Raw genomic sequence first — 26,422 nt, 5'->3', positions numbered from 1 at the left:
GAATAAAAAAAAGACGCCCTTCGTGGACGTCTTTTTTTATTGCGGCTTTACGGGAAATGCTTTTTCCTTAAGCAATTGAATGGATGTGGTCAGAAAACCTGCAATGAATAAGAATATTATGAACATGAAAGGTTGGTTGTACCGGTCATAGGAAAAGAAAATATTGTTTAAGGTTGTCGTGTAGAGAATGAGCAATAGCAAAAACATGTATTCCCTTTTCCCTTCCCTCAGCATGAAAAAGACCGTTAAGGAAGCTAATCCTAAGTACATGATCCAAACTTGGATTTTATTGATCAGTTCCTTGCTTATGTTGAAAATTTCAATCCAGTAAAATTGAGTTTCCCATTGATGAATGGTTTTAAATTCGATATAAGACTTTAAAAACAGCCTTGGGTCCTCTTCCCACCATGTTTTAATTCTTTCTATGGCTGCTTCTTTTTGCAGACTTAATCTTTCGTAGGCATGTTCAGTGTCCATCTCTTTAATCTCTTGTTTGACTTTTTCATAAGGTTCGCCAATATTATATCCATGTCCCTGATAGGTTCCTAGAAGAAGAGGGTTCCCAGAACCACCTGTGAGTGGGATGAACTCATCATAATGGATATAATTCCTGACCCACCATGGGCCGAGAGTGATGAGTAAAATACCAATCGCGATCAGCGCTTGTTTTACCGCTAGTTTGAATGGGTACTTTTTAGTGATGAGATAGATGAGCAGTACAAATGGATATAAAGCGATCGTAGCTTTAAACATGATTGCACTAACGTAAAAAAGCATAACAAGAAAGAATTGAGACATTTTCTTTTCATTGGCTAATTTAATGGAAAAATAGATGAGACCAAGCAAGCAGGTCATAAATGGTGTTTCCGTCAACAATAAATTATCCGTCAATACTTGGGGTACAAAAATGGCTAAGAAAAAGGCGGCTATAAGCCCGACCTTGATATTGGCTATGTACTTGCCAAGGCAATAAACGAGATACACATTCAATGTACCTAATAGGATGAATAAGGTTTTAGCTGCATAAATGCCTACATCTCCATGGCCAAGAAAAAAGAAGACGCCTGCTAACAGGACTGTCTGGCCGGGCATGATGTGGACGGTCGGATGTGTAGGGTCATGATAGGTAAGCATACCCGTTTCAAGAAACGTAACAGCACTAGAGATATATCCAGCATCGTCACTGTTTAGAAAAAGAGACAATCCATAATTGAAAAGAGCAGTTAACCGTATGGCCAATGCTAGTCCCACAATTACCCAGATGAAGTGGTTTTGATATCGTTTAAAAAAAGAAATCATTATGTCGTGCTCCTTACATGCTGTTACTGGAGAAACCGATCAGTGAAACCCCGATCATGATTAATAGGACACCGGCGATTTTAGTCGTAGAAAGAGGTTCATTAAAGATAAAATAAGCGCCAAATACAGCAAGAATATAGGCGATGCTTTGAATAGGGTAAGCTACACTGAGTGGGACTCTTGTTAAGATAAACAACCAAAGGACGGTTGCAAATCCGTATAGAGTCAGTCCTCCAATGATAAAAGGTGATAAAAATAATGAAATGATTTCACTGATATTTTGAAAGTTGACTTCTTTCTGCATGAGGCCATACTTCCATAAAAATTGTCCGGAAACTAATACAAGGGTGTTCAAAAAGATTAAACCAAAGTTCACGATTCCCATTTAAAACATCTATCCTTTGAGTTGATTTTTCTTTATTTCTCTTATTTCTTTATTTAAATAAGCTAATTCCTGAGTTAAATTTTTAACTTTGTTTTGTTGTTTCGTAAGACTGATGGTGTGAAAGATTAATAGATTCAAGATGATTAAGAACGCGAGTACGAAAATAAGGGATGGCATATAAGCAATCCCGATGGAACCAGCGAGCTGATTGATTTTATCCAAGAATAATGCCAGTAAGACACCGATGCTTGCAAACATCAACCATATAAACGCTTGTTGATCTTGTAATTTATTTTTGGAAGTGAAGTACATCACTTGTGCGAAAAAGAATAAAGCTGAGACAATAACGATGATTTGTACGATGCTCATATGTCCTCCTTAAAATATCGACCTGATTAAAGAGAAGTATGTGACTTTTGTCATATAATAAATAGACTTGACGGGAGTAATGGAAGATTGCCCTCCCTGTCGGTTGTTCATTTCAACTTTAATTTCTTTGATTTTGAAATTCTTCTTCGTCAAATGAACCAACACTTCCACTTCTGGATAATCAATAGGATAATGATTGGCAAATTCCGCAATGACTCTTCGGTTAGCTACTCGATAACCAGAGGTCGGATCGGTAATTCTGATTCTAGCAAGTAGTTTAAGCATGGCATAAAAGTAATAGATTCCGATTCTTCTTGTGACGCTGCCTTTATAACCACTGCGCTCCACAAATCGGGAACCTATGATCATGTCATACCCTGTATTTTCAATTTCATCTATCAAGTTTCTCAAATCTACAGGGTTATGCTGACCGTCGGCATCCAGTTGAATCGCGTAATCATAACCGTTCCTTAACGCATACTTGTAACCGGTTTGCATGGCTCCCCCAATTCCTAAGTTATTAGGAAGGGTCAGGTGATGGATGCCATTTTCTTCGAGAATATAGGGGGTGCGGTCTTTTGAACCGTCATTAATAACGATATAGTCATAGTTCGTCGATGCTTTTACACTTTGAACGGTATCATAAATCGAATCTTCTTCATTATAAGCTGGTATAATGATAAGAACCTTCATACGTTCTTTTTTCTCCCTTCCATAATGGAAAATAATGTTTCAAATATTTCTGCACAAAGAATATTGTAACATACAGTAGGAAGAGGTACATGCTCAAATTCTCCTGTGAAATTGGAAATTAGATAATTTTTTACAATAAACGACATGATGGTTGCATCCGTATGATATAATGTAACCGCCAAAATCACGTAAATATTAAAAATAAGTGAGGATTTTTATGAACATATATGTAGAAATGACAATAGCGATTATACTTTCCATGACCGTCAGTTATCTGCTCGTCTTCCCGGTTATGAAGTTAGCGGTGAAATGGAAGATGATGGACTATCCTGAACTACGGAAAATACATAAAGAAGTGACTCCTCGGATGGGGGGACTTGCCATATTTGGAGGGGCTGCAGCGGGGATTCTTTTTATACGTCCGGATCTGCCTTACATCATTCCCATCTGTATCGGAGCCATCATTATCGTGTTGACAGGGCTTTTTGATGATCGTTTTCAAATACGCCCGATCATGAAACTTGGGGGACAAGTGTTAGCTGCGGCTATTCTGATCTTCTCGGGGTTGAAAATCGATGTGTTGAGCATCCCTTTTATTGGGATGGTCACATTAAATGAGCCCCTCAGTATCCTATTCACATTCTTTTGGATCATTGGAATTACGAATGCCATTAACTTAATTGATGGACTTGATGGACTTGCAGCTGGTGTTTCGACCATTTCCTTAATCAGCATTGCTGTTATGGCGCTGGCCATTGAACCGCAAGTGGCTATTGTTTACCTATGTATTGTCTTAATCGGAAGCAATATTGGCTTCCTTTTCCATAACTTTTATCCAGCACGCATTTACATGGGGGATACCGGCTCTCTTTTCTTAGGGTATTCGATGGCTGTCATTTCAATGGTCGGCTTATTTAAAAACGTGACCCTGTTCAGCTTTGTGATTCCGATTATCGTTCTGGCCATTCCGGTATTTGATACACTCTTTTCCATATTAAGAAGGCTTATCAACAAACAGAAAATCATGATGCCGGATAATAAACACATCCACTATCAAATTTTAGCTGCGGGCTTTAGTCATCGAGCCACTGTGCTTATCATTTATGCCTTCAGTGCATTATTCGGGTTTTTAGCTCTATTATTCTCCTTAACGTCTTTCGGGATCTCTTTGATCATCACGTTCGTTTTGCTATTATTGCTGCACTTATTTGCGGAAATGACTGGTGTCGTGTATCGAGGGAAACGCCCACTCATTGACCTCTTTACGAAAAATGAAAAAAAGAAAGAGAAAGACCATTAAAAAAAGTCTTGCTGACAGAAGTCAGCAAGACTTTTTTAGGTTCGTTTAAAAGGAGTCTACATCTCCAGGTGTAATAAACCACTTCTCTGGGTTTTCCAACCCGACGGTATGGGCTGAAATTTCTTTACCAACAAGGGGCATAGGACTGTCTTTATGGACAAATCCTTGTTTCTTCAGCGCCTTAACCGGTGGGGAGTGTTCTAAACACCAGGTCTGGATGATATCGGCATCGTGAAGATTGAGAAAAGCCTGGTGCAGAAGCAATGGCCAGACATCATCATGAAGGGCAAGCCAATCCACGATGAATCCGTTTGTGAATTTCCCTTCTTCCTTTGTCGTTACCACATATCCTTTTAACTCTTCGCCTTCATATAAACCGTACATGTCATAGGTGTTTTCCGGGTGATCATGATATCTCCAATTCAAGTAGGCGGAATCTCTTACTACCATAACGTGTGAATGGTCTCTTACTTGATCGGCAAGGCGGTCAAAGGAGTGGTCGCACTTGTTGATTTTCTTGAACGTATAATCATTGTCTATTCGTTTAGGTCCTCTGAATTTCTTATAGATCTTATCGAATGGTTTAAAAATCCCTATAGGACTTACTTTTGTTGATAAAAGCGAAAAAGGCTGCTGGATAAACATCCAGCGAGGCATGTCAGTCATATGATGGGCTCCTGTATAGCGCAGGAACAACTCTTTAGCTTTTGGGGCAGGGAAACCATAGAGGTAGTCTATGCCCGCATGTTCAGCTTCGACGAGCAACGAATCGTTTAATTTCTTATAAATGCCTTTGCCTCTGGCTTCAGGATCCACCATCGTATCGGCTCGCAGCCCAATCTTTGATTTCTTTCCGTCGATATAGGCTTCAGTTATCCATAAACTAATGTGGCCGAGAATTTTGCCACCTTCATCGTACAAGAGAATAAACGGCTCCGTTTGTTTTGGGTTATCTATAAATTTCCAACTCCAAGACTGGAGGGAGCGATCTTGGCGAAACGTTTTCTTGAAAAGTTCCTGAATTTGATTTTCATCTCCAGGCTGATAATGTCTGACAGTCATAGTTTTCTTTCCTTTCAAGGTGTATTGCTTTCACATTATAACAGATGAAAGAAAGTGAGGACTCCTGAAATAGGAGTCCTCACAGTCGTTAAGCTTTACGCAAACGATTATTAAGATGAAGCATATTCGTCAATAACAATACGATACTGATGGCAAGATAGATACTTACCGCGGGGGCGTAGAGCACGTGCCCTGCTAAAAACGCGATTCCCGTACCAAATCCGATGGACAGTAAGATCAAAATGTTTTGTGGATGTAACATTTCTCCCGGCGCTTTAAAGAGCAGCTTCAAGAACAGGCCAGCGATAATTAAGAATGGTGTAAGGATTAAAAGGATTCCTAGAATACCGAAAGAGAAAAAGAGGTCAAAGAAATCCATTTCTATCAACTTTCGAATGTCCTCATAATTTCCCGCGTACCCCATTCCGAAGGTCTTCTGTACAACATCTGCTTCTTCATACATGCCGTAGATGTGAGCGAAATAAATGTTCCGTGAACTCAAGATGATTTTAAGGATAGGAGATTCAATCAGTGCCTGCTCGCCAAGGGCTGCAGCAGCATCATCTCCGCCTTTGGTTCCATCTCCTTCTTCTCCTGAAGGATCCTCACCGGCTCCTTCTTCAATTCCATCTTGATCAGGGTCTTCCGTGGCTTCTCTTTGTTCATTGATCTGACCGACATCTCCTGAAACGTTCGAGAAAGTCGGAGAGAATGGCGTGGCAACCAAGAATAGAATCAAAAAGATCAGAGAGCTGATCAATCGTAAATGCAGGTGAGATTCTTTTGTCGTTGCTTTCACTTTTGAAATCAACCAATAAATAAGATAGCTCACAAAGACAATGACCGAAGCACCTAAGACGGCGAAGAAACCGACTTTCGTCCCGAGAAGGATGGATACAAGTGCAATGAAGATCATCGGGATAAAGTAATACAGCTTTTTAAGGTTGTCGACTTTATTCAACGTATAGATATAGACCAATGGGAATGAAATGGCGATGATTGAGCCGATTTCATTTCCGGAGTTGAACCAGCCTTTAAATCCGAACTTGTTCCATTCATACGTTTCTGAAGACGTTCCAGTAAGGATGGCAATGAACATACTGACAGCGATGATGACCATCGCAATCGTGATGGCTTTCATGATTCGCATACGTACGATTAACGTTTTATCTAACGTGGTAAACAATAACAGATACGCCCCGAGCATAATCGGGAAATAGACGGTTTTCGCCAGGAACTGCAGTTCAAGGAACGGATTAAAGATCGGTTTTGCAAAAAAGTTATAAATCAACCCGATCGTGAGCACAGCGGCTAAGGCTATTAAGTAAGTAATGACGTATTTCTTTAAGCGGCTGGAATTACCAAAGAAGATAAACCAGAGGGAAGCGGCCATGAAAAGGACTCGGACGATTATGCCGATTGTCAGGCTCGCATTCAACGCTTGCATTGAAAAGTATGTTAAAATATCTAGTATTGGCTGTATGATGATGAAGATCAATAAGAGCTTTTCGAACAGTTCTCTGTTTAATAATTTCGACATGAATAACACCTCAGTAAGTTTCCTTGAATATGGGTTTAGCCACATTGAAGTATAAACCATTACATGGAAGCTGTCTATAAATGATCGAACTTGTCTAACGGCGTTGAGAAGTCGAAATTTATGTTGATGCTCCAAGGGAAAAACAAGTATAATGAATAGTTGTGAATACATGATCATAATTGAAATTCCCATTGGATCTACAGGATAGAATGCTTCGTGTAAACAGATAATACGAGTAATGGAAACAAGGGATTATTCGCAATAAACAGAATAGTATGAATGTCTGAATGGAACGTCACAAACCGGCTGAAGAAACGAATAATATAAACAAAGCGCTTTTAAGCATAATCGAAACAAAGATATTCAAAGAATAAACTAATTTCTACATAGGAAATTATGTTTTTATATTATCATGGAACAAATCATTACAATTCATCCACATCAGGTCGCCTTTTAAGGATTACCGGCCAATCGTGAGTGCATCTGGTTAAGATGATCAGCAGGAATGTTTGGAAGAGAAAGGGAGTATTGGAATGAAGAAGTCATTATGTGTTGTCGGGTTAGGTTATATCGGGCTGCCCACATCAGTAATGTTTGCTATTCACGGCCATAAAGTTCATGGAGTGGATATCAACCATAAAGCAGTAGAAATGATCAACAATAAACAACTTCATATAGAAGAGAATGGATTGCAGGAACGGTTGGAAGAAGCCGTTGATGCTGGATTGTTCAAAGCTTCGGTAGAACCTACGGAAGCAGATGTCTTCGTCATTGCCGTACCATCTCCAATCCGTGAAGATAAAACAGCGAACCTTGATTACGTAAGGAAAGCGACAGAAGCGATTGTGCCTTTTGTTAAAGAAGGGAACTTAGTGATCCTGGAATCCACCGTACCACCGAGAACGGTTGAAGATGTCATGATTCCAGTCTTAGAACAGACGGGACTATCCATCGGCGAAGAACTTTTCGTTTCTCACTCTCCGGAAAGAGTTATTCCAGGGAAAGTTTTCCAAGAATTAGTGGATAATGACAGGATTGTTGGTGGAATCAATGATAAGTCTTCTACGATGACAAAGGACCTTTATGAATCTTTTGTTAAAGGAAACATCCATTTAACGGATGCCACAACAGCAGAAATGGCTAAGGTTATCGAAAACACATACCGAGATGTGAATATCGCTTTTGCCAATGAATTGGCTTTAATCAGTGATAAAATCGGTGTGAATTCATGGGAAGCGATCAAGCTGGCCAATTATCACCCACGTGTGAACATTCATACGCCGGGCCCTGGTGTCGGCGGACACTGTATCGCTGTTGACCCATGGTTCTTAGCAGAAATTGAACCTGATCTTTCTAAAATCATTCAGCTGTCTCGGAATACGAATGATTACATGCCGACGTATACGGCTGAACAAATTCAGCAAATATCGAAAGAACAATTCATCAACGATCCGAAAGTGGCTTTGTTCGGTCTTTCGTTTAAAGCAAACATTGATGACCAAAGGGAAAGCCCATCTCTGAAAGTGATCATGGAACTCGTTGAAAAAGGGATCAGTTTCACTACGTTTGACCCTCATATTAAAGAAAATGTGGCTTCTAACCAAACACAGGATATGGACGAAGCGCTCAAGGATGCCGACATTCTTGTCATCCTCACAGATCATGATGAGTTTAAACAACTTGACCCTGAGTATATAAAAGGTAAAATGAAAAATAGGCTTGTCTTTGATACGAAAAATGCGTTATCGTTAGATGAATGGAAAAATGCAGGATTCGTAACGAAGCGCTTGGGAGATTCAAAAAACGGATAAGGGTCTAGGTGAAAACATGAAGGAAAAGTTTTTAGGGGTTGACGTTAGTAATTACACATACGATCAGCTCAAGAAAAATATAATGACGGATATTAATGAGCACCGCAAGTCCTTTATTGTGGCCATCAACCCTGAAAAAATATTGCAGGCGCAGAAGGATGCAGACTTGTTACATTTGTTGAATACCGCCACCTATCAGATTCCTGATGGTGTGGGAATTCTTATCGCTTCCAGAATGACCGGCGGTACGATACGTGAGCGAGTCACCGGTATTGATATGCTGCTCGCCTTATGCGAACAAGCTTCCCTTCATGGAAAATCCGTATTTTTATATGGAGCAAAGCCTGGAGTAGCAGAAAAGGCCAGTCATCGTTTAAAAGAAATGTATCCGGATTTGAAAATAGCCGGCATCATCGATGGTTATGAAAAAGACCAGGATCATATAAAAGATACCATTAATCAGGCAAAACCTGATATTGTCTTTGTGGCATTAGGCAGTCCTAGACAGGAATACTGGATTGTCGACCACATGGAAGAAATGGACGCGAAAGTCTTCCAGGGAGTAGGGGGTTCTTTTGACGTTTTGTCCGGACGGGTGAAACGGGCACCAGCTGTCTTCCAAAAAGTCGGTCTTGAATGGTTGTACAGACTCATTAAAGAACCGTGGAGGATCAAACGTCAAATCAAGTTACCTACATTCTTGTTGAAGGTTTTGAAAACGAAAAAATAGAGAGCATCCACCTCAAGATGCTCTCTATTTTTTTTGTTGGATGTGATGCAAAGCCGCTCGCGCCGTTTCCTTCGCTCTCCTCGATAAGGTAGAAACCGTATGTTCCAGCTTTTCTTTGTGAGCGGGCAAATCTTCATACAGTCGCTCGACTTCTTTCGTAATGGCTGAAGACTCCCAACCCGGGTCGTTGACATCGACGGTGACAGGAAAATCGAGTTGGTCTGCCAATGCATCAATTTTAGGATCGTAGGAAAGGGCGACAAACGGCACAGAGCAAACACCTGCAAAAATAAGGGAATGAAGGCGCATGCCGATCAATACGTCCGCCTCTGACAACAAATGCAATTTTTCATCGATCGACATGTGGCCGGATACGACCTCTACATCCTGATTCAAACGTTGGGCAACTTTATTAGAAAAGGCTTCATCCGATTCTCCGTGCATAGGGATGAAACGAAGGCGATACCCTTTTTCTATACAGCCGGTGAATGCTTCCGTTAACTTCTCTACAAGTTTATCTGAGCCGCCCCATTCACGAATACTCACAGCAATCAAAGGTTTTTGTGAATTTCGGTCTTCTTCCATATCCTTGTAGTCGTATCCGAAAACGGGATCAGGGAAAAGATGAATGCTTTTTCTTACCCCGATTCTTTCAAGGAATTCTTTTGATTTCATATCACGAACAGAAATTCCAGTGACCCCATTCAAAGCGATGCGAACCAACAGTCGATGGAAAGGTTTTCGTATAGGTCCCATCCCTTGAGCATATATGAAAACAGGCTTCCTTAACCATTTGGCCATATGCATGATTCCTGTATAATACAAAACGGACCTCGGCCCGGTGGCATCTTGTAATAAGCTGCCCCCACCACTGATCAAGCCATCCGATTCCTTTAATATTCGAATGATTGCCTTATAATCCCATCGATTCACGGCTGATACTCCATAATCGCTTTCCGTCTTAGATGGACTCTGAGATAGAACAATGATTTGGATTCCAGGTTCGATGGCCTTCAGATGTTGGATCATCGATTTTAATATCGCTTCATCCCCTGTGTTATCGAAACCGTAATAACCGGAAAGTACGACTTTCATTGTTCCCACCTCTTCCACTCGCATAAAATATTTAATAACCTCCACCTGTTTACACGTATGGAGAAAACTTCTATATCATTAATTTCAACTAAACTAGAGCGATCACTTAAGCCATTTCGACAATAGAGGAACATGCTGAATCATCTCATGGTCGAAAGCCTTTAACTTCAGTAGCGATGGACAGTAAACCACTACAAAAAGTAAACCGGTCATGGCAACGAACGAAAAGGAGAAAACTCTGGACCATTCAAAGGGGTTAGCAAGTAAGTAAGTGGTCGCCGTCATTCCCCCCAACAGGACAGACATCACTAGAATTTTCAACAAGTGTGCCGGAAAGACAGGAACTTCGACAAGTCTCCTGATCATCCTGTTATTGATAACTACAATCAAAATGTAAGTAATCAATGTTGCTATTGCAGCACCTTCTATACTGTAAAAAGGAACGAGAACGGCATTGGCTATTGCTTTGATTAGAGTACCGAACAGAATGATTGTCGCCGCTAACCGGGAAGCATTCATTCCTTGTAAAATGGCTGTTCCGACGAGAGTCATAGAGATGAATACAGAGGAAAAGCCAGTAATGCTCAGCATGAGACTTCCTTCAGCGTTGGTGAAAAGTGCAACGTTGATCGGTACAGCTAGGGTGAGAAGAAGGACTGCTGCCGGCCATGACAAAACATGTGTCGCCCAGCGCGTCGTCTCGATCAGTTTTCTTGCTTCCTTTATATTCTTTGATTCTAAATGTTTGGTAAGTGATGGAATCAGCGGAAGCACAACAGATGTTGCGAAAACGGTCGCGATTTGCACGACCGCGAGTCCACGGCCGTAGATGCCATACAAATAGGTGGTTTCGCTTCCACTTTCCGTCCGTAAGAAATGAGGGACGGTGAGTGAATCGACCACGTTAAAAAGAGCCATAGTGATAGTACCTATGGCAATGGGCAGGGAGACAGATAGAATTCTTCTTCCCCAGACTTTAAATGTATTCAGATTATAGTTGTATTTTCGGTCAACCTTCATTTCGGAACGGTATAGTCGCGTTTTTAAATAGGCCATGGAGCTGAGTACGCCTAATAGCGAACTTACCATCACTCCAGCAGCTATATAAGGGGGGCTATACTCTAACGAAACCATATAAGAAGCAACACCGATAATAAAAATCACTCGAATGAACTGTTCAATGACCTGTGAGACAGCTGTAGGTCTCATATCTTCATACCCCTGGAAAAATCCCCGGTCTACAGCCATATAAGGAGCGAAGAGTAAGGTTAAGGAAACAGCGATTAAAGCAGGTTCTGTCGAGACACCGCCAATCAGCTGGGAGATCGAACGGGAAAAGAGCAGGATGATGCCCAGGCTGAATGCACCCAGCAGCAAGCCAAGGATCCGTGCAGTCTTTTGGATATTAAAAATATCCTGTTTTGTTCCTGATGCTCGTGCTTCAGCAATCAACTTCGAAATAGCGATAGGGATTCCAGCTACAGAAAGAATGAGAGCGACCATATAAACGGGATAGACAAGACTAAAAATCCCGAGCACTTCGTCTCCCGCAATATTTTGCAAAGGCACACGGAATAAACTTCCTAAGATTTTTGATAGTAGAGTAGCTACCGTTAATATTAAGGTGCTTTTTAGAAAAGTAGAAGGTTTCACGATTGAGAATCAGACCTTTGTCGGAAGACTTGGTAGGCAAATCTCGGCAGAGCAAGCATCCGTTTCCAACGGCTCGGCTGTTTGAGCAAGCGATAAAGCCACTCTAAATTCATGTTCTGCCACCGTAAGGGTGCCCGTTTCACATCACCAGCCACGACATCAATACTTCCTCCCACACAAATGAATACGCCCCGGTCAAAGTCAGAGAAGTTTTCTGCGATCCATCGCTCCTGTTTCGGTACGCCGAGAGCGACAAAGACAATATCCGGCTTCTTTTCTTTGATGTCTTCCGCCACGGAACAATCATTCCAGGTGAAGTACCCATTTCTATGGCCGACCACTTCGATATTCGGGTAGTCGATATTTATATTTTTTATAGCTCGATGCAGTGTTTCTCCTCTGGCGCCGAGCAAATAGATTCGATAGTTGTTTTCGTTCGCTTTTTCAAGGAATTCCATCATAATATCATAACCGGTCACCCGCTCAGGAAGAGGGGCTTTCAAGAGTTGTGAAGCTTTCACAATACCTATTCCATCAGCAGTTATATAGGAAGCTCGTTGAAGGCAGTCCATATAATAGGAATCATCATGAGCACGCATAACAATTTCAGGGTTTGCTGTTACGACGAAGGATTTTTCCTTGTTTTCTATATGTTTTTGTAATTGTTGGACTAAGGTGATATGGTCCATGTTGGTAAAAGGTATTCCTAAAATGTTTACCTGCTTCATTTTATGATGTGACTCCTTTAATTTACACGTTCATGCTCTCCATAATATAACATAAAACGGGGAGTAACATATAGTTGTTACTCCCCGTTTTTCGTGTAGTCGGAATTATTCAGCTATTGGGAGCTTCTCTAAGCTCGTTCCATAAGCACCGTAACCGTGACTGTAAACGTAAGCTTGTTCATAATCATGGTCACTGTAGGCTTTTGGCGTGATTTCATACCATGTGCCATTTCCTTCTATGGTGTTTAGAATCTGCACATTTGATGCAGGTTTTTTCATTTGGTAAAGCAAGTTGTCTGTCCCTGTTTCAGGCGTAGAACGGACATTAACGTTTGATGTTACGGTTTTTGCAAGTTCATATTGACCGTATTCCGGCTCTGTATCGTATTTCTCGCTCAAATAGGCATCTGCTCGATACATGAATCCAGCGATTTTCTGTCCCCAATAAGGATCTGATGCCCAGCGGACATTCATGCCGGAACTCTTGTTTCCTAAGTGAGCTCCATTAGCTTTCCAATTCTCCTGGTTGAAATACCCTGGAACAATAAAGTCTTTAGCAGCTTCTAAAATACCTGTTTCATAATTATCATATGTCTTTGCACCTTCCATTGGATCTGAATCAATGGCATTAATCCCAAATAGATTATTTTTAGTTACTGCAATCTGGCTTGTTCCCCATGTACTCTCATGAATAGCGTGTGCCATGAGGTAAAGGGCATTCGTGCCATGAAGTTCTTCTGCCTTTTTGAAAGATTCCCCCGTCCCAATCAGCATGTTATCCGGACGTCCATATTCTAGATACTCATTCAATTGTTCAGCTGTGTATTTCGTTTCTGTGTACAACGGCATGCGGTTGAAGTATTGATAAACTTCCCCTGCATGATTTCCATTTTCATCGTAAAAGCTATTCCCATTGTCACTATAGTATTTGGTGCCTTCTTTCATGAAAGAAGGTGCAGGACCGTACATGTAAGTCTTAAGGTCATCTGTGATAGGAAAGTAAATATAGTGGTGGAGATTCCCTTCCTTAACGGAATAGTAGCTTTCACCTTTAACTAAATGTGCTGGAATCAAGTTGAATTCTTCTTTCTTAACGAAACCCTCTGTATCTGCGACTTTGACTTCTAAAGAGTCTTCATTTACATTCAATAACTCTACCTCGATACCAGCCTGGATGTAAGTGGCGTGAGAAGTAAAGGATTCGCTTGTGAAAATGGTAGCCTTAGCATTCGCCACAGCTGTTCCTTCTGAAATCCATACGATCTGATTTCCTCTTAATACAACTTGGTTACCTTCAGCGTTCTTCACAGCTTCTTCATATGTTTCATATTCGCCTTCAATCACTGGATCTTCCAATTCAGTAAGAGACGCAACTTTAAAGTCCATCTCCACAGGCGGATAAAGAACTTTCAGTAAACGATTGATCACAGCAGCCGTTTCCCCACGAGAAGTTTCATCGTAAGGGGCAAAGAACAACGTTCCATCTTTTTGCTGCTTACCGCTGATAATCCCTAAACTCGTCAAGCGTTCTACTGATTCAACGGCATAATCACGGATCTTGTCGTTATCTTCAAAGGCTAACTCTTTCCGTTCAGAAATGACATTCTTGGAATCAGCCGCATTCATAATCATGACCGCCATATCCTGGCGGGAAATGATTTCTTTAGGGCGGAACGTCCCATCCGGATACCCATTGATTAACCCTTGGCTGTAAGCCGTCATAATGGGGCCATAATACCAATCTTCTGGTTGGATATCACTGAAATGATCAGGAGAAACATCCAGTTCCGTTTCATCCAATTCTAAAGCTTTGTTAATAAAAACAGTAAATTCTGCACGAGTGACTGATTTCTCTGGTTGATATGTACCATCTTCGTACCCGGTCATAATTCCGGCTTCAATTAATGCTCTTAAGTCTTCTTCGAAAGGTGTTCCTGTGATGTCATCTTCGGCATGAACAGCGGAGCCGAAAGACGCGAAGAAGAGGAGAAAAAGCATAAGTAACGATATTTTTTTCACAATCCATCCTCCTTTATTTACCACTATTAATCTATCAAATAATGAACAGGATGAATAGTTTAATTCAAGAATTTTTGGAAAAGTGGGGTCAAAAGAAGGAGAAAATACCCTTTTTCATGATAAATAAATCTATAATTCTACAAAAAATCATAAAATGAGACTTTCGTATGATGTAATTCCTTGATATAGTGAACGATATAAATAGAGACAAAAATTTGGTTTCGTTTACATAAAATTACAAAATAGCACAGGAACCCATAAAGGAGTGGTCGGTGAGTCATTTTTACAAATGTCAAAGTGAACGCGAGGATTATGGACAATCTAAAATACTATTTAGAAGGAGCATGAGAATTACTATGCTGAAGAAAATTGGAAGTCTGCTGTTTGCCCTTTCTGTTTTGTCCCTGGTCATTTTCCATCCGATTCAAGAAGTTTCTGCGGAGACATTAAGTGATATACCGGATCGATCTAAAGAAAACATTAATCTTTTAATAGAAAAAGAGATTATCTTTGGTTATACAGATGGTACATTCAAGCCGAAAAATCCTGTTTCCAGACAAGAAGCTACAGCAATGATTGGTCGTGCTTTAAATTTAGACAACACAAAACAAAAAACGACTTTTCCAGATGTCACCTCTGATATGTATGCTTCAGGTTACATAGCTTCTGCGACAGAAAAAGGAATCATTACAGGCCATTCCGATGGAAGCTTCCGCCCGAATGAAACCGTAACGAGAGCTCAAATGGCTATTATCATTTCCCGGGCTTTTGATATTAAAGGGGAGACGAAGAAATCTTTCCCTGATGTTGCGAATGACAGCCTTTACTATGAAGCGATTAATTCCATCGCTTCCGCGGGGATTTCTGTCGGGTACCCGGACGGCACATTCAAACCGTACAATAAGCTGACTCGAGAAGAGTTCTCGATTTTAGTTGCTAAAGCCATTAGTGAAAATGGAGATTACGTTGTTCAGGAACCATCAGAAGAAAAGCCTGAACCTCAAGAACCAGAAGAGCCAAAAGATGAAACCCTTGATGTGTTGGATGAAAGAATCGTAACTGCGGATTCTTTGAATGTACGTCAAGGTCCAAGTATTGATTACGATATCGTTGGAAAATTAACGACAGGCAACGCCGTGAAAGTTCATAAACTTGAAGGGGACTGGGCTTATGTTTCTTACGGGGGACTAAAAGGCTATGTCCACACCTATTATCTTGTCGCTAAACCAGGGGAGGCAACACCTCAAACGGTAGCCATTGATCCAGGGCATGGAGGCAAAGATCCAGGTGCATCAGCCAACGGCTTAGTAGAAAAAGAAGTCGTTTTGGATGTTTCTTTGATGGTCCGTGATTATCTGAAAGACTCTGGGATCAATGTGGTGATGACACGTCAGAGTGACTGGTATCCATCTCTGGATGGACGAGTAGCCATTGCTCAAAAAGGCAAAGCAGATGCTTTTGTCAGTGTCCATGCCAATGCATTCATGAGCAGTGCGACAGGGGTTGAAACTTTCTATTATGCGGCGGGCATGACCGATCGTGAAAGAAAGAGTTACTATCTGGCGAAATTTATCAATGATCGTTTATACAAAGCGATGGATATGAATAACCGCGGAGTCAAAAATGCAGGGTATCGAGTGATCAAAGCGACCACTCTACCATCTGTTTTGACAGAGATCGGGTTTCTTACGAACGATAATGATGCAAGAAAACTTAAAACTCAACATTATCGTGAAGAAGCGGCTCAAGCTATTGCTTTAGGGATCATTGATTATTACAATTGGAGAGATTGATAAATGAAGAGCGGGATTTTGTTCCGCTCTCTTTTTTTTAGCTTCATAGATTATATTCCTAGGAGGTCCTTAAATGAAAGAATGGGTAAAGGTCTGTTTGATCGCTTTTCTAGTAGTCGCTGTAACACCATCCCTCGTCACTGCATCAACCGAGATAGAAGACCCAAAAAGAGTGATTCTTACATACGAAAAGGATGAAGGGTTGGGCTTCTTGGACGAGATTCCTCACACGATTCATCATAATTATGAACGGTTAGGAGCAGTAGCGGTAACGGTAAACCAAGACGATCTTCCATTATTGGAAAACGAAGAGGCGGTTACTTCTATTGAGGAAGACCAGCAGGTGAAAGTAAGTGCTCAACAAGAAGGGTGGGGATACACAAGTGTAGGCACGCAAAAATCTGAACACCTCGGCCTGGCTGGTGATGGAGTGAAAGTGGCTGTCATTGATACAGGGATTAACACAAATCACCCAGATTTAAAGGTCACTGGTGGAGCGAGTTTTGTGGAAGGCGAGACATTTGTAGATGATAATGGGCACGGCACCCATGTAGCGGGAATTATCGGAGCTTTAGATGATGATGAAGGAACGATAGGAATAGCTCCTAAAGCACAACTCTATGCGGTGAAAGTATTGGACCAGGATGGAAATGGTCTTGTCAGCTCTGTACTTGCTGGGATTGAATGGGCCATAGAAAAAGAAATGGATATCATCAACTTAAGTTTGACGGCTTGCACTCCATCTGATCTAACGAAACAAGCGTTGCAAGATGCGAAGGATGCAGGGATTATAGTGGTTGCTGCTTCTGGAAATAGAGATGTATGTACATACAATGATGTAACGGATGTTCTTTATCCAGCCAGGTATCCGGGGATCGTAAGCGTCGGGGCGGTCGAAGAGGACCAATCGGATTCTGGCTATACCTATGGAGGGCCATCGCTTGATTTTACGGCTCCTGGGATGAATATAAAGAGCACCTATATCACTACGGAAGATCAACAGAGTGGTTATGAAACGCTGAGTGGATCTTCAATGGCGGCCCCACACGTCACTGGCGTTTTGACCTTATATAAAGAAATGTTCCCGGAGTTCGATAAAGACGAACTGCTGAATATCGCGATCAATAACAGTTTGGACCTTGGAGAGGATGGCAAAGATAACATTTACGGACATGGGATGATCCAGGCACCTACCACACCTTTTTCTGATTTTGAAAGAGACCGTTGGTACAGCGTAGCCCTTGAATTGATGGCTCGAAACAATTGGATCAGTGGATATAGAGATGCTTCTTTCATGCCACAAAAAGAGATTACGAGGGAAGAAGTTGTTTCCATAATCGGTAGAATCCTGGACTTAGACAATGAAAAGAGAGAAACACGATTTTCGGATGTCCCCAAAGAAACATTTGGATCTGGATATATAGACTCAGCGGTTGATGCTGGATTTGTTAATGGATATCCTGATGGCACATTTAGGCCGAAAGATTCGGTCACACGTGGAGATATAGCTATTCTTATTCATTATGCTTTCAATATAGAGGAGGATAAAGAATTAGAATCTTTCCCGGACATATCAACAGAAGATTATTATTACGACAGTGTAACCACCCTGAAAGACTCAGGAATTGTTAATGGATACCCAGACGGGACCTTTAGACCTATGGAAAACATCTCAAGATCCGAGGTCGTTTATATGCTTTATAAAGTAATAGAATTGAAATAATCTAGGAATAAAATTGAAATAGCCCCACCGAGTATATATTCGGTGGGGCTATTTTTTTGAAAAAATACCAGTAAAATGTTAAAGATCTCATACATTATGCCGATATTTTCTATGTAAACGCCAAATTTATGTAAATTTATTGGCGCTTTTGGAAGGAACACCCTATTTTGTGTTGTATACCTATGTAATGAGTTTGTAATTGGAAATCGAATCTACTAAAAATATTTTCTTCCAATTTATTAGGTAAAATGGTTGACCTTCCATTATAAGTGAAATATACTAAGACTTGTGTCATCAGGAATTTGTTGTAGTTTTATTACTTATCTTGGAGATTTGTATACATAAAGACTCATGATGGCATCTACGATCTATGAGTCTCTGGGATCAGTATTATTTTATAGTATATTCAAGGAGGAATTATTTACATGTCTTACAAATCAAAGTCACAACGTAAATTGTTTGCTACATCATTGACAGCTGCTATGGTAGCTTCAGCGGTAGCACCAGTTGCAGTTTCTGCAAGTACGGATTCAAACTTCCCTGACCTTCCGGACGGTTACCAGTTCAACGAAGCGATCAATGCACTAGTAGCTGAAGGTGTCATTAACGGTTATCCGGATGGAGAATTCCACCCAACAGACAGCATCAACCGCGGTCAAGCAGCAGTAATGCTTACAAAAGCTCTTAAACTTGATACAGACGTTGCAGCGGCTGACTTCCCTGACGTTGATCAAGAAGCTTGGTATGCAGAGTACGTAAATGCACTTGTAGCTTCCGGTGATATCAACGGTTACCCGGATGGAACATTCGGTCCACTTGATAACATCAACCGTGCTCAAATTGCTGTACTTCTAGTGAATGCATATGACATTCCGACAAAATCTGCCGATACTACTTTCGAAGATGTAGATGGAGATGCTTGGTACACAGAAGCAATCGAAACTCTATACGCACACGGTCTAATTTCTGGTACGAACCAAGAAGGAACAGAGTTCAGCCCGATGGAAGACATGCGTCGTGATCACTTTGCATGGTTGCTTTACAATGTGGAAAAAGAATTCGGCAGCCTATTTGATGAGGATGCTCCAGAAGTAACAGTATCCAGCGCGACTGTTGTCGATAAAGATACAATTTCTGTAACGTTCTCTGACGGTGAAACGATGGAGTACGATCTCGATGAAGTACTTGTTGACGGTGAAAACGAAGTAACTGTTGAATACAAAGGTGAAATGTACACAGTAACCGTTGACTTTGACGCTCCAGACAACCCTGGTGACGATGGAGACGATCCTGATGTTGAAGCGGATACAGCTATCCAAGGTTTCGTAACTCCTGGCGCGACAGTTAAAGTCGGTGACGAAGAAGTAGTTGCTGATTCAAATGGTTATTATTCCATCCCAGCAACTCCAGGACTAGTTGAAATTGAAGTAAGCAAAGAAGGTTACTTCACGAAGACGGAAGAAGTAAATGTTACTCGTAACCACAAAACGGCTGAGAACATTTCTCTTGAGCTTGTAAACGTAAGTGAACTAGCGATTGAAGGTAACATCGTTGATGACAAGACTGGTGAGTCTGTTGAAGGGGCTGAAGTTACTCTTCAAGAGAAGAATGGTGATGAGTGGCTGAACCTTGGTACGGCAACTACACTAGAAGATGGCAAGTACGGATTCTATAACAGTGGTGTTTCTGCTGACGATGGCCGCACATCTGTAGAGTTTAAGAACGTCTTGAACCAGCGTGTGAACGAAATCAGCACAGACAGTGAGTACCGCGTAGTAGTTTCTAAAGACCTTTCAAGCAGTAACCTTGACGAGGTTTACCACGAGACTACAACAGAGTTCACTTCTAGTGATGACATGGCTCTTACAACAGTTGGAACTGAGTTTACTCCAGTTAAAGAAATCGAATCTATGAACCTTTCAGGTGTTTGGAACACTCAAAACGGTTCCGTAGAACTTCTTGATGTAGATGGATCCAGTGTACTAGCTTCCCTTGAAGATGCAGATCTTAGTGATGATACTAAGAACAGTAACGATAAATACGAAGCAGAATTCAACTTGGTTGAAGCATTCGGTAAAGAAGTAGTAACTCTTCCATCTGGAACATACTTCCTTCGTATCAACGATGCTGACGCTGCAACTGAGATTGTAGCTGTTGAAGTTACTGAAGGAAATAACACGACTTCCACTGTTTCTCTAGAAGCAGCGCAGGAAGTACAAGCTACAAGCACATTCACTAGCTTCCCTTCTGATTCTACAGGTGAAACATTCGCTGGAAGCCTTAACGTTTACAAAGAGGTAAACGGAGTGGAAGTATTAGTTGATACATTAAATGATGGCGACCTAGAATATAAAAAAGATAGCAATGCCCTAGTAGCTTCTTATGATTTTGATACAGCAGAAACTACTGATTACAAGTTTGAAGTTAAGGGTGATTACATCCTTGAGCCAGTTTCTGAAACTGTTACCGTTGTTAAAGACAAAACAACTTCTCCATCACTAGAAGTTGAACCAGCAGGAACGGCTTCTGCAGATGTAGCATTGTTGGATAATGACGGAAAAGCACTTGATCTTCCTGAAGGCACGCATGTTCCTGTTAATGCTGAACTTGTAAATGCTGATGGTGAAACAGTTAAGACTTCAAATTACCTTGAATTGGATGCTGTAAATGATGGAACAGGTGATTTCACAATTGCACCTAATTCTCCATTCTTCGATAGCGTTGAACCTGGTAAATATACAATCAAAGTATCTGCACCAAACTTTGAGTCTAAAACATCAGAAGAGTTTGAAGTTGTAGAATTCACAGACCAATCTCCAGCTGATTTCGGAATCAAAGCTGATCCAGAAGTTACTGTAGAAGGATATGTACGTTATGACGGAGATCTTGAGAACGAAGAAGTCTTTGGTAATGTATATGTTTACAATCAAAATGGTACTCTAGTTGCAGTAGATGGAGTTAAGTGGGATGATGCTGCAAATAAAGGTACTTACATGATTGGTGATGATGAAGATCTAGCGGAAGGATCTTACACATTCGTCGTTCGTGGACCAGGTGTCTTCGAAACAGTTACAGATACAATCACTGCTAATAAAGGAGAGCAAACGCTTAACTTCGCTGTTGAAGGCGGATCTCAAGCAATCGCTAACCTTACATTGGTAGATACACTAGGTAATAAAGTGTCTGGAAACGATGTTGATGTTACGATTACAGATAAGTGGGATGACCCAACAACAACCGCTGATAACGTTTACTCTGTAAACAGTTCTAAAGCAGGTAGCTTCGTAACTCCAGCTTACCTTTCTGAAGGAACATACACAGTAGATGTAGACGGTGATGCTGGCGTTTACAACGATACAGAGTTCGGTTTATCCGTTGGTAAGAACGAAACAGTTTACGAGCGTATCACAGTTCAAAACACTGAAAATGACCTTCTATTCAACGTATCTGGTACAGTTACAGGACTTAATGGATCAGACGTTGTTGTAGCAGCAATCGATGAAAATGGAAATGTTGTTGCTAAAGATTCTGGTGTTACTGAATCTTATTCCCTAGACGTACCAAACGGTAACTACGAAGTAGCTGTCTTCGCTGACGGTACTTATGTAGGCGACCAAGAGGTATCCGTAGAAGATACAGATCTTGATAACATCAATTTCTCTCTAACTTCTACATCTCGCTAATTTAATCAAGCTTATCAACCCTGCAGAGGATATTCTCTGCAGGGTTTTTTATGAATCTTTGAAAGTACAAAATTTGTAAAGAAATCGTTTGAAAATCTTTAAAGTTATGAAAATTGTGTAGGAAATGATAGAAAATTCTTGTAAGATAGAAATGTATGGGGGTATTTGTCCCTTATTAAGTTACATAGAATGGGACCGAAGTCCGCCAGAATATATATTCAAGGAGGAGTCATTTTAATGAAGAAAGTTAATAAGAAAAGTGCTTTATTCCTATCCTCAGTGAGTGCCGCTCTAGTTGCATCAGCTGTAGCCCCAGGTACAAGTGTATCCGCAGAGGATGTATTTCCAGATGTCCCTTCCGATCATCCCTACCATGATGTGATTCATGCTCTAGCTGAAGCTGGAGTTGTAACCGGTTACGAAGACGGAACTTTCCAATTGTATTCTTCTGTCACTCGTGCGGAGGCAGCAGTCATGATGGCTAGAATTCTTGATTTAGATATGGAAACAGGAGAGGGTTCTACTTTTTCTGATGTATATGAAGGAGATTGGTACGCTGCCTCCATCAATGCCCTACATGAAGCGGGGTACATCAGCGGTATGGAAGACGGTACTTTCCAACCGAAAAAAGAAATGACTCGTGGTGAATTTGCTCAATTGATTGTAGAAGCCTATGGTCTTGAGAGTGATGCAAGCGAACATCCATTTGAAGATGTCCAAGAAGGTGCCTGGTATGAAGATGCCATTGCGACCCTTTATAATCTTGATCTCGTAAGCGGTCAAAGTGAGACGAAATTTGGACCGAAGGATGACATCCGCAGAGGGGACTTCGCCTGGTTGCTTGCGAACACAGATTATGAGTATGGATTCACACTAGGTGATGAACATTTTGAACTTTCTTTAATGCACACCAATGATACGCATGCTCACTTGGATGATGTCGCTAAACGTGTGACAGCCGTAAATGAAGTGAGAGCAGAAAATCCGGATGCACTCCTTCTTGACGCTGGGGATGTTTTCTCTGGAACTCTATATTTTAATGAATTCAAAGGCCAGGCAGATTTAGAATTTATGAATATGATGGGTTACGATCTGATGACACTTGGAAACCACGAATTCGATCTTGGTTCAAGTGCAGAGGGACATAAGGCTCTTGCTGATTTCGTCGAAGGAGCAGATTTTCCTTTTGTAAGTTCGAACGTGAACTTCTCTCAGGATGAGAACATGAAAGGACTTTATAACAGCTACATCAGCAAGAAGCCTGCAGATGGTGAAATCTACAATAGTGTCATTAAAGAAGTAGGCGGGGAAGAAGTTGGTTTCTTCGGATTGACGACAGAAGAAACGGCTGATATCTCTAGTCCTGAAGCTATTACTTTCGATAACTATATTGATACAGCTGAAGAGCGAGTGAAAGCACTGGAAGCCCTTGGTGTTGATAAGATTGTTGCTCTGACACACATTGGGTACGATGATAACCCGAACTATGACAATGATCAGTTGTTGGCCGAAGTGGATGGAATTGACGTAATTGTCGGAGGGCACAGTCATTCGAAACTTTCAGAACCAGTGGAAGTGACAACCGATGAGAATGGAGATCCTAAAGATCCAACCGTCATCGTTCAAGCCGGCCAATATGGAGACTACCTGGGTACATTGGATGTAGAATTCGATGATGAAGGTGTCGTCGTCGGTTACGCGGGCGACTTGATCGATGTGAGTGAAAAAGAAGCAAACGCTGAAGCGGCTGCCGCTCTTGAAAAATACACTTCCAAGATCGAGGATATCCGTGACGAAGAGAGTGGAGCTGTTGCTACAGAAGCCTTCCCGAATCCACGTCTGGAAGATGGCGACGAAATCAGTGTGCGTAACAGTGAAACGGCACTGGGTAACCTCATCACCGATGGAATGCTGGATAAAGCGAAAGAGTACAACCCGGATACAGTCGCAGCCTTCCAAAACAGTGGCGGAATTCGTGAAGCGATTGACAAAGGACCAATTACGATTGGTGAGATCTTAACGGTTATGCCATTTGGTAATACACTTGCAACTATGGAACTGTCCGGCGCTGAAATTATGGAAGCATTAGAGCACAGTGTGAGCAATGCACCTAAAGAATCTGGTGGATTCCTGCAAGTTTCTGGGTTGAACTATACGTACGACAGCTCCCTAGCTGTTGGTGAACGCGTACAATCTGTTGAGCTGAATGTTGATGGAGAATGGGTTGCATTAGATGAGTCTGCGACTTATACGGTTGCAACAAACGCATTCACAGCTAAAGGCGGAGATGGTTACGATGTCTTTGCCAACGCCTATGAAGAAGGGCGCGTGACAGACCTAGGTTCATCAGACTGGGAGAACTTCCGTGACTATGTTGCTGAACTAGGAGAGGTAACACCAGTAATTGAAGATCGTATCGTAGACGTAGCATCAGAGGAACAATAAAAAACAAGGAAAACGCAGGAGATAATCTCTCCTGCGTTTTTTTAATGTGAATATATGGAATAAAATGCCACACCAGGTCATCCAATATATGGATGACCTGGTGTGGCAATGTTTACCATTGATATTCACTTGGAGTTGGGGCGGTTTTTCAGGGCTTCTAGTTTTGCTTTGGCTTGTTGTCTGCGTTTTTTGGTTTGCTTTTGAAGGATACGGTAGTCACCGATGTCAGATGTCTCTAGTAGGTCTCCTTCTTTAGCAGACTCGGGTAATAAATTTCGATCTACCAGTTTTTCTGTAGCCTCGTTTCCTTTTAACAACAAGACAGCCTTGTTACCTTCAAACCGATCGATCGTGTACGTTGGCATAAGATCACCCCAGTGTAATTTCTGGTCGCATTTCTTCTAATGTAACTTCTCCAATATAGCTGACATTTAACAATTCGCTATACGTCTCAAATGGACCATTCGCATTTCGATAATCAATAATATTTTGGGCTATTGTCGGGCCGACGCCTGTAATTTCCTGAAGCAATTCAAAACCAGCAGTATTTACATTGATAGGATAGGAGACCTCTCCATCATCGGATCCATTTCCACCACCAGATCCTGAATCATTATCATTGTCTTCAGTCGTACATTCATCACTTCCGTCAAAGGAAGAACCATGGACATCATAAGTGGTTCCATTTGTAGTGATAGTAATGTCGCCTGTATCACATGTGGAATAAAGATCCGTTCCGTGATCCCATAAGCGGTTGGTTACTTCGGATTCAGGGTGACCGTAATGGTTGTCCCCATAAGATAAAATCCCGACTTCCGGGTCTACATAATGGACAAATTCATCTGAAGTCGAGGTCTCAGCTCCATGGTGGCCGACCTTTAGGATTTCTGCTTCGACATCATATAAACGACTCATCGTTTGTTCGTTTTCTACCGTAGCATCCCCTGTTAATAAGAAATCAATCTCATCATAGGAGGCCTTCAATACAATCGATGACTCATTGTTATCACTCGATGTATTTTCAGAATTAAGGACTTTAATGTCCAGTTGTGAAAAATCTAAAGTAGTTCCTTCTTCCGCTATTTCAAGAGGAATATCTTTTCTCTCAATTAAATCCAAATACTCAAAATACGTATCCGTCGTATGCGTCTTTCCGCTATCCAGGACTTTATTTACTTTGATGTTTTCCATAACATCAATCAATCCACCGATATGGTCCGCATCCGGGTGAGTGGCGACAAGTAAATCAATTGTATCGATTCCTGCCTTAGACAAGTAATCCACGACTTCTTCTCCCGCAGATTTCCTGCCACCATCAATCAGGATCGTTTTTCCTGAAGGTGTTTCAATCAGTGTGCTGTCTCCCTGGCCAACATCAATAAAATGAGCCTTCATTTCAGGGTCTGGCCGTAAATCTTCATTAATAGTAAATGCAAGGATAACAGAAAACTCAGCACGAATGATTGATTTCTGCGGTTGGAAAGAACCATCTCGATAACCATTAATGATTTGAAGTGAAGCCAATTCTTCGATTGATTCTTTGGCCCAGTGATATTCCAGATCATTAAATGTTGCTGTGTGATCTGTCCCTTCAACGTCATAGGCTTGGTCGATCATGTAAGAAGCTTCGGCACGGGTGATGGGTGCTGATCCTCTGAATGTACCATCCGGGTAACCACTGACCAGTCCTTTTTCTTCTGCAATGGCTATGGCCTCATAATAAATACTATCTTTATCCAGATCACTGAAATCCGGGTGAGATTGAGGCGTTTCATTCGGATACAAGTCATTCACGAGCATCATGGCTGCCTGCTGGCGTGTAATGGGATCCCTCGGCCCAAATAAGCCATTTCCGTAGCCGTTGATAATTCCTTCATCATTAAGGTATAAAATTTCTTCTTTCGCCCATGGCGTCTGGTCTAAATCATGAAAGGTTTCTTCCGCGCTCACCATATTCCACTGTCCAGTTAACAAAAGGGTGAGCATGATGATCCATGTTGTTAAAAACCTCATCCAAGTTTCCTCCTCATTTTATGTTTAATATCTCTAATACTAGGAAATTAACATTATAGAGTGGTTATGTAAATAAAAAGT

At 41.3% G+C, this 26,422-nt stretch carries 19 protein-coding genes; 7 read left to right on the top strand and 12 right to left on the bottom strand.

What is annotated here, in order from left to right; genetic code table 11:
* Positions 1-36: 36 nt before the first annotated feature.
* The 4 genes from BLS23_RS07700 to BLS23_RS07685 are packed head-to-tail and all read right to left on the bottom strand — an operon-like array spanning position 37 to position 2,746.
* Positions 37-1,299: an ArnT family glycosyltransferase gene (locus BLS23_RS07700; RefSeq protein ID WP_089651968.1), complete on the bottom strand. Its 1,263-nt coding sequence runs from the start codon at positions 1,297-1,299 to the stop codon at positions 37-39.
* A gap of 13 nt (positions 1,300-1,312) precedes the next feature.
* Positions 1,313-1,684: an EamA family transporter gene (locus BLS23_RS07695; protein WP_089651967.1), complete on the bottom strand. Its 372-nt coding sequence runs from the start codon at positions 1,682-1,684 to the stop codon at positions 1,313-1,315.
* Positions 1,685-1,693: 9 nt separating this feature from the next.
* Positions 1,694-2,053, bottom strand: a complete 360-nt coding sequence (locus BLS23_RS07690; RefSeq protein WP_089651966.1) for a DUF2304 domain-containing protein — start codon at positions 2,051-2,053, stop codon at positions 1,694-1,696.
* Positions 2,054-2,062: 9 nt separating this feature from the next.
* A complete protein-coding gene (locus BLS23_RS07685) occupies positions 2,063-2,746 on the bottom strand; it encodes a glycosyltransferase family 2 protein (RefSeq protein ID WP_089651965.1) in 684 nt (227 codons plus the stop codon).
* Positions 2,747-2,963: 217 nt separating this feature from the next.
* On the opposite strand from BLS23_RS07685, the gene BLS23_RS07680 reads away from it, so the two are divergent.
* Positions 2,964-4,046, top strand: a complete 1,083-nt coding sequence (locus tag BLS23_RS07680; RefSeq protein WP_089651964.1) for a glycosyltransferase family 4 protein — start codon at positions 2,964-2,966, stop codon at positions 4,044-4,046.
* 45 nt (positions 4,047-4,091) lie between these two features.
* On the opposite strand, the gene BLS23_RS07675 is transcribed toward BLS23_RS07680, so the two are convergent.
* Positions 4,092-5,108, bottom strand: coding sequence for a GNAT family N-acetyltransferase (locus tag BLS23_RS07675; protein ID WP_089651963.1), 1,017 nt, complete (start codon positions 5,106-5,108; stop codon positions 4,092-4,094).
* Positions 5,109-5,196: 88 nt separating this feature from the next.
* Complete coding sequence (locus BLS23_RS07670) at positions 5,197-6,648, bottom strand: O-antigen ligase family protein (RefSeq protein ID WP_167356042.1); 1,452 nt, start codon at positions 6,646-6,648, stop codon at positions 5,197-5,199.
* Between the two features lie 533 nt (positions 6,649-7,181).
* Between BLS23_RS07670 and BLS23_RS07665 the strand changes: the two genes are divergently transcribed.
* The gene (locus tag BLS23_RS07665) at positions 7,182-8,459 is read left to right on the top strand and encodes a nucleotide sugar dehydrogenase (protein WP_089651961.1); all 1,278 of its coding nucleotides are present in this window, start codon (positions 7,182-7,184) and stop codon (positions 8,457-8,459) included.
* A gap of 16 nt (positions 8,460-8,475) precedes the next feature.
* Positions 8,476-9,189, top strand: coding sequence for a WecB/TagA/CpsF family glycosyltransferase (locus BLS23_RS07660; RefSeq protein WP_089651960.1), 714 nt, complete (start codon positions 8,476-8,478; stop codon positions 9,187-9,189).
* A gap of 24 nt (positions 9,190-9,213) precedes the next feature.
* Here BLS23_RS07660 and csaB read toward each other — a convergent pair whose 3' ends face one another.
* The 4 genes from csaB to BLS23_RS07640 all read right to left on the bottom strand — a co-directional run bounded on the left by csaB (position 9,214) and on the right by BLS23_RS07640 (position 14,684).
* Entirely contained in the window at positions 9,214-10,284 is a 1,071-nt protein-coding gene (csaB, locus tag BLS23_RS07655) for a polysaccharide pyruvyl transferase CsaB (RefSeq protein ID WP_167356041.1), read from the bottom strand.
* A gap of 102 nt (positions 10,285-10,386) precedes the next feature.
* On the bottom strand, positions 10,387-11,937 hold the full coding sequence (locus tag BLS23_RS07650; RefSeq protein ID WP_089651958.1) for a putative polysaccharide biosynthesis protein: 1,551 nt from the start codon (positions 11,935-11,937) through the stop codon (positions 10,387-10,389).
* A complete protein-coding gene (locus tag BLS23_RS07645) occupies positions 11,934-12,665 on the bottom strand; it encodes a WecB/TagA/CpsF family glycosyltransferase (RefSeq protein ID WP_089651957.1) in 732 nt (243 codons plus the stop codon). Before BLS23_RS07645 ends, BLS23_RS07650 begins: the two co-directional genes overlap by 4 nt.
* A 105-nt stretch (positions 12,666-12,770) precedes the next feature.
* Positions 12,771-14,684 carry an S-layer homology domain-containing protein gene (locus BLS23_RS07640; protein ID WP_089651956.1) on the bottom strand — a complete coding sequence of 638 codons (1,914 nt, stop codon included), beginning with the start codon at positions 14,682-14,684 and terminating at the stop codon, positions 12,771-12,773.
* Positions 14,685-15,040: 356 nt separating this feature from the next.
* Here BLS23_RS07640 and BLS23_RS07635 point away from each other — a divergent pair, with 356 nt between their 5' ends.
* The 4 genes from BLS23_RS07635 to BLS23_RS07620 all read left to right on the top strand — a co-directional run bounded on the left by BLS23_RS07635 (position 15,041) and on the right by BLS23_RS07620 (position 24,328).
* Positions 15,041-16,477, top strand: a complete 1,437-nt coding sequence (locus tag BLS23_RS07635; protein WP_167356040.1) for an N-acetylmuramoyl-L-alanine amidase — start codon at positions 15,041-15,043, stop codon at positions 16,475-16,477.
* Between the two features lie 73 nt (positions 16,478-16,550).
* Positions 16,551-18,200, top strand: a complete 1,650-nt coding sequence (locus BLS23_RS07630; RefSeq protein ID WP_089651954.1) for a S8 family peptidase — start codon at positions 16,551-16,553, stop codon at positions 18,198-18,200.
* Between the two features lie 425 nt (positions 18,201-18,625).
* Complete coding sequence (locus BLS23_RS07625; RefSeq protein WP_089651953.1) at positions 18,626-21,883, top strand: S-layer homology domain-containing protein; 3,258 nt, start codon at positions 18,626-18,628, stop codon at positions 21,881-21,883.
* Positions 21,884-22,120: 237 nt separating this feature from the next.
* Positions 22,121-24,328: a 5'-nucleotidase C-terminal domain-containing protein gene (locus tag BLS23_RS07620; RefSeq protein WP_089651952.1), complete on the top strand. Its 2,208-nt coding sequence runs from the start codon at positions 22,121-22,123 to the stop codon at positions 24,326-24,328.
* Positions 24,329-24,453: 125 nt separating this feature from the next.
* Here BLS23_RS07620 and BLS23_RS07615 read toward each other — a convergent pair whose 3' ends face one another.
* Positions 24,454-24,693 (bottom strand): DUF3006 domain-containing protein, encoded by a 240-nt coding sequence (locus BLS23_RS07615; RefSeq protein WP_089651951.1) that lies wholly within the window; start codon positions 24,691-24,693, stop codon positions 24,454-24,456.
* A gap of 4 nt (positions 24,694-24,697) precedes the next feature.
* Entirely contained in the window at positions 24,698-26,341 is a 1,644-nt protein-coding gene (locus BLS23_RS07610; protein WP_089651950.1) for an S-layer homology domain-containing protein, read from the bottom strand.
* Between the last annotated feature and the right edge of the window lie 81 nt (positions 26,342-26,422).

The sequence above is a fragment of the Halobacillus aidingensis genome, assembly GCF_900104185.1.
Lineage (GTDB): Bacteria > Bacillota > Bacilli > Bacillales > Halobacillaceae > Halobacillus > Halobacillus aidingensis.
This window is presented reverse-complemented; position numbering and strand designations above follow the sequence as displayed.

What these genes read in the sequence shown, in the direction of transcription:
- BLS23_RS07695 (WP_089651967.1), bottom strand. Translation starts at nt 1,684, where the DNA reads ATGGGAATCGTGAACTTTGGTTTAATCTTTTTGAACACCCTTGTATTA.
- BLS23_RS07680 (WP_089651964.1), top strand. Translation starts at nt 2,964, where the DNA reads ATGAACATATATGTAGAAATGACAATAGCGATTATACTTTCCATGACC.
- BLS23_RS07635 (WP_167356040.1), top strand. Translation starts at nt 15,041, where the DNA reads ATGCTGAAGAAAATTGGAAGTCTGCTGTTTGCCCTTTCTGTTTTGTCC.
- BLS23_RS07630 (WP_089651954.1), top strand. Translation starts at nt 16,551, where the DNA reads ATGAAAGAATGGGTAAAGGTCTGTTTGATCGCTTTTCTAGTAGTCGCT.
- BLS23_RS07665 (WP_089651961.1), top strand. Translation starts at nt 7,182, where the DNA reads ATGAAGAAGTCATTATGTGTTGTCGGGTTAGGTTATATCGGGCTGCCC.
- BLS23_RS07620 (WP_089651952.1), top strand. Translation starts at nt 22,121, where the DNA reads ATGAAGAAAGTTAATAAGAAAAGTGCTTTATTCCTATCCTCAGTGAGT.
- BLS23_RS07675 (WP_089651963.1), bottom strand. Translation starts at nt 5,108, where the DNA reads ATGACTGTCAGACATTATCAGCCTGGAGATGAAAATCAAATTCAGGAA.
- BLS23_RS07610 (WP_089651950.1), bottom strand. Translation starts at nt 26,341, where the DNA reads ATGAGGTTTTTAACAACATGGATCATCATGCTCACCCTTTTGTTAACT.
- BLS23_RS07660 (WP_089651960.1), top strand. Translation starts at nt 8,476, where the DNA reads ATGAAGGAAAAGTTTTTAGGGGTTGACGTTAGTAATTACACATACGAT.
- BLS23_RS07685 (WP_089651965.1), bottom strand. Translation starts at nt 2,746, where the DNA reads ATGAAGGTTCTTATCATTATACCAGCTTATAATGAAGAAGATTCGATT.
- BLS23_RS07615 (WP_089651951.1), bottom strand. Translation starts at nt 24,693, where the DNA reads ATGCCAACGTACACGATCGATCGGTTTGAAGGTAACAAGGCTGTCTTG.
- BLS23_RS07670 (WP_167356042.1), bottom strand. Translation starts at nt 6,648, where the DNA reads ATGTCGAAATTATTAAACAGAGAACTGTTCGAAAAGCTCTTATTGATC.
- csaB (WP_167356041.1), bottom strand. Translation starts at nt 10,284, where the DNA reads ATGAAAGTCGTACTTTCCGGTTATTACGGTTTCGATAACACAGGGGAT.
- BLS23_RS07700 (WP_089651968.1), bottom strand. Translation starts at nt 1,299, where the DNA reads ATGATTTCTTTTTTTAAACGATATCAAAACCACTTCATCTGGGTAATT.
- BLS23_RS07645 (WP_089651957.1), bottom strand. Translation starts at nt 12,665, where the DNA reads ATGAAGCAGGTAAACATTTTAGGAATACCTTTTACCAACATGGACCAT.
- BLS23_RS07625 (WP_089651953.1), top strand. Translation starts at nt 18,626, where the DNA reads ATGTCTTACAAATCAAAGTCACAACGTAAATTGTTTGCTACATCATTG.
- BLS23_RS07690 (WP_089651966.1), bottom strand. Translation starts at nt 2,053, where the DNA reads ATGAGCATCGTACAAATCATCGTTATTGTCTCAGCTTTATTCTTTTTC.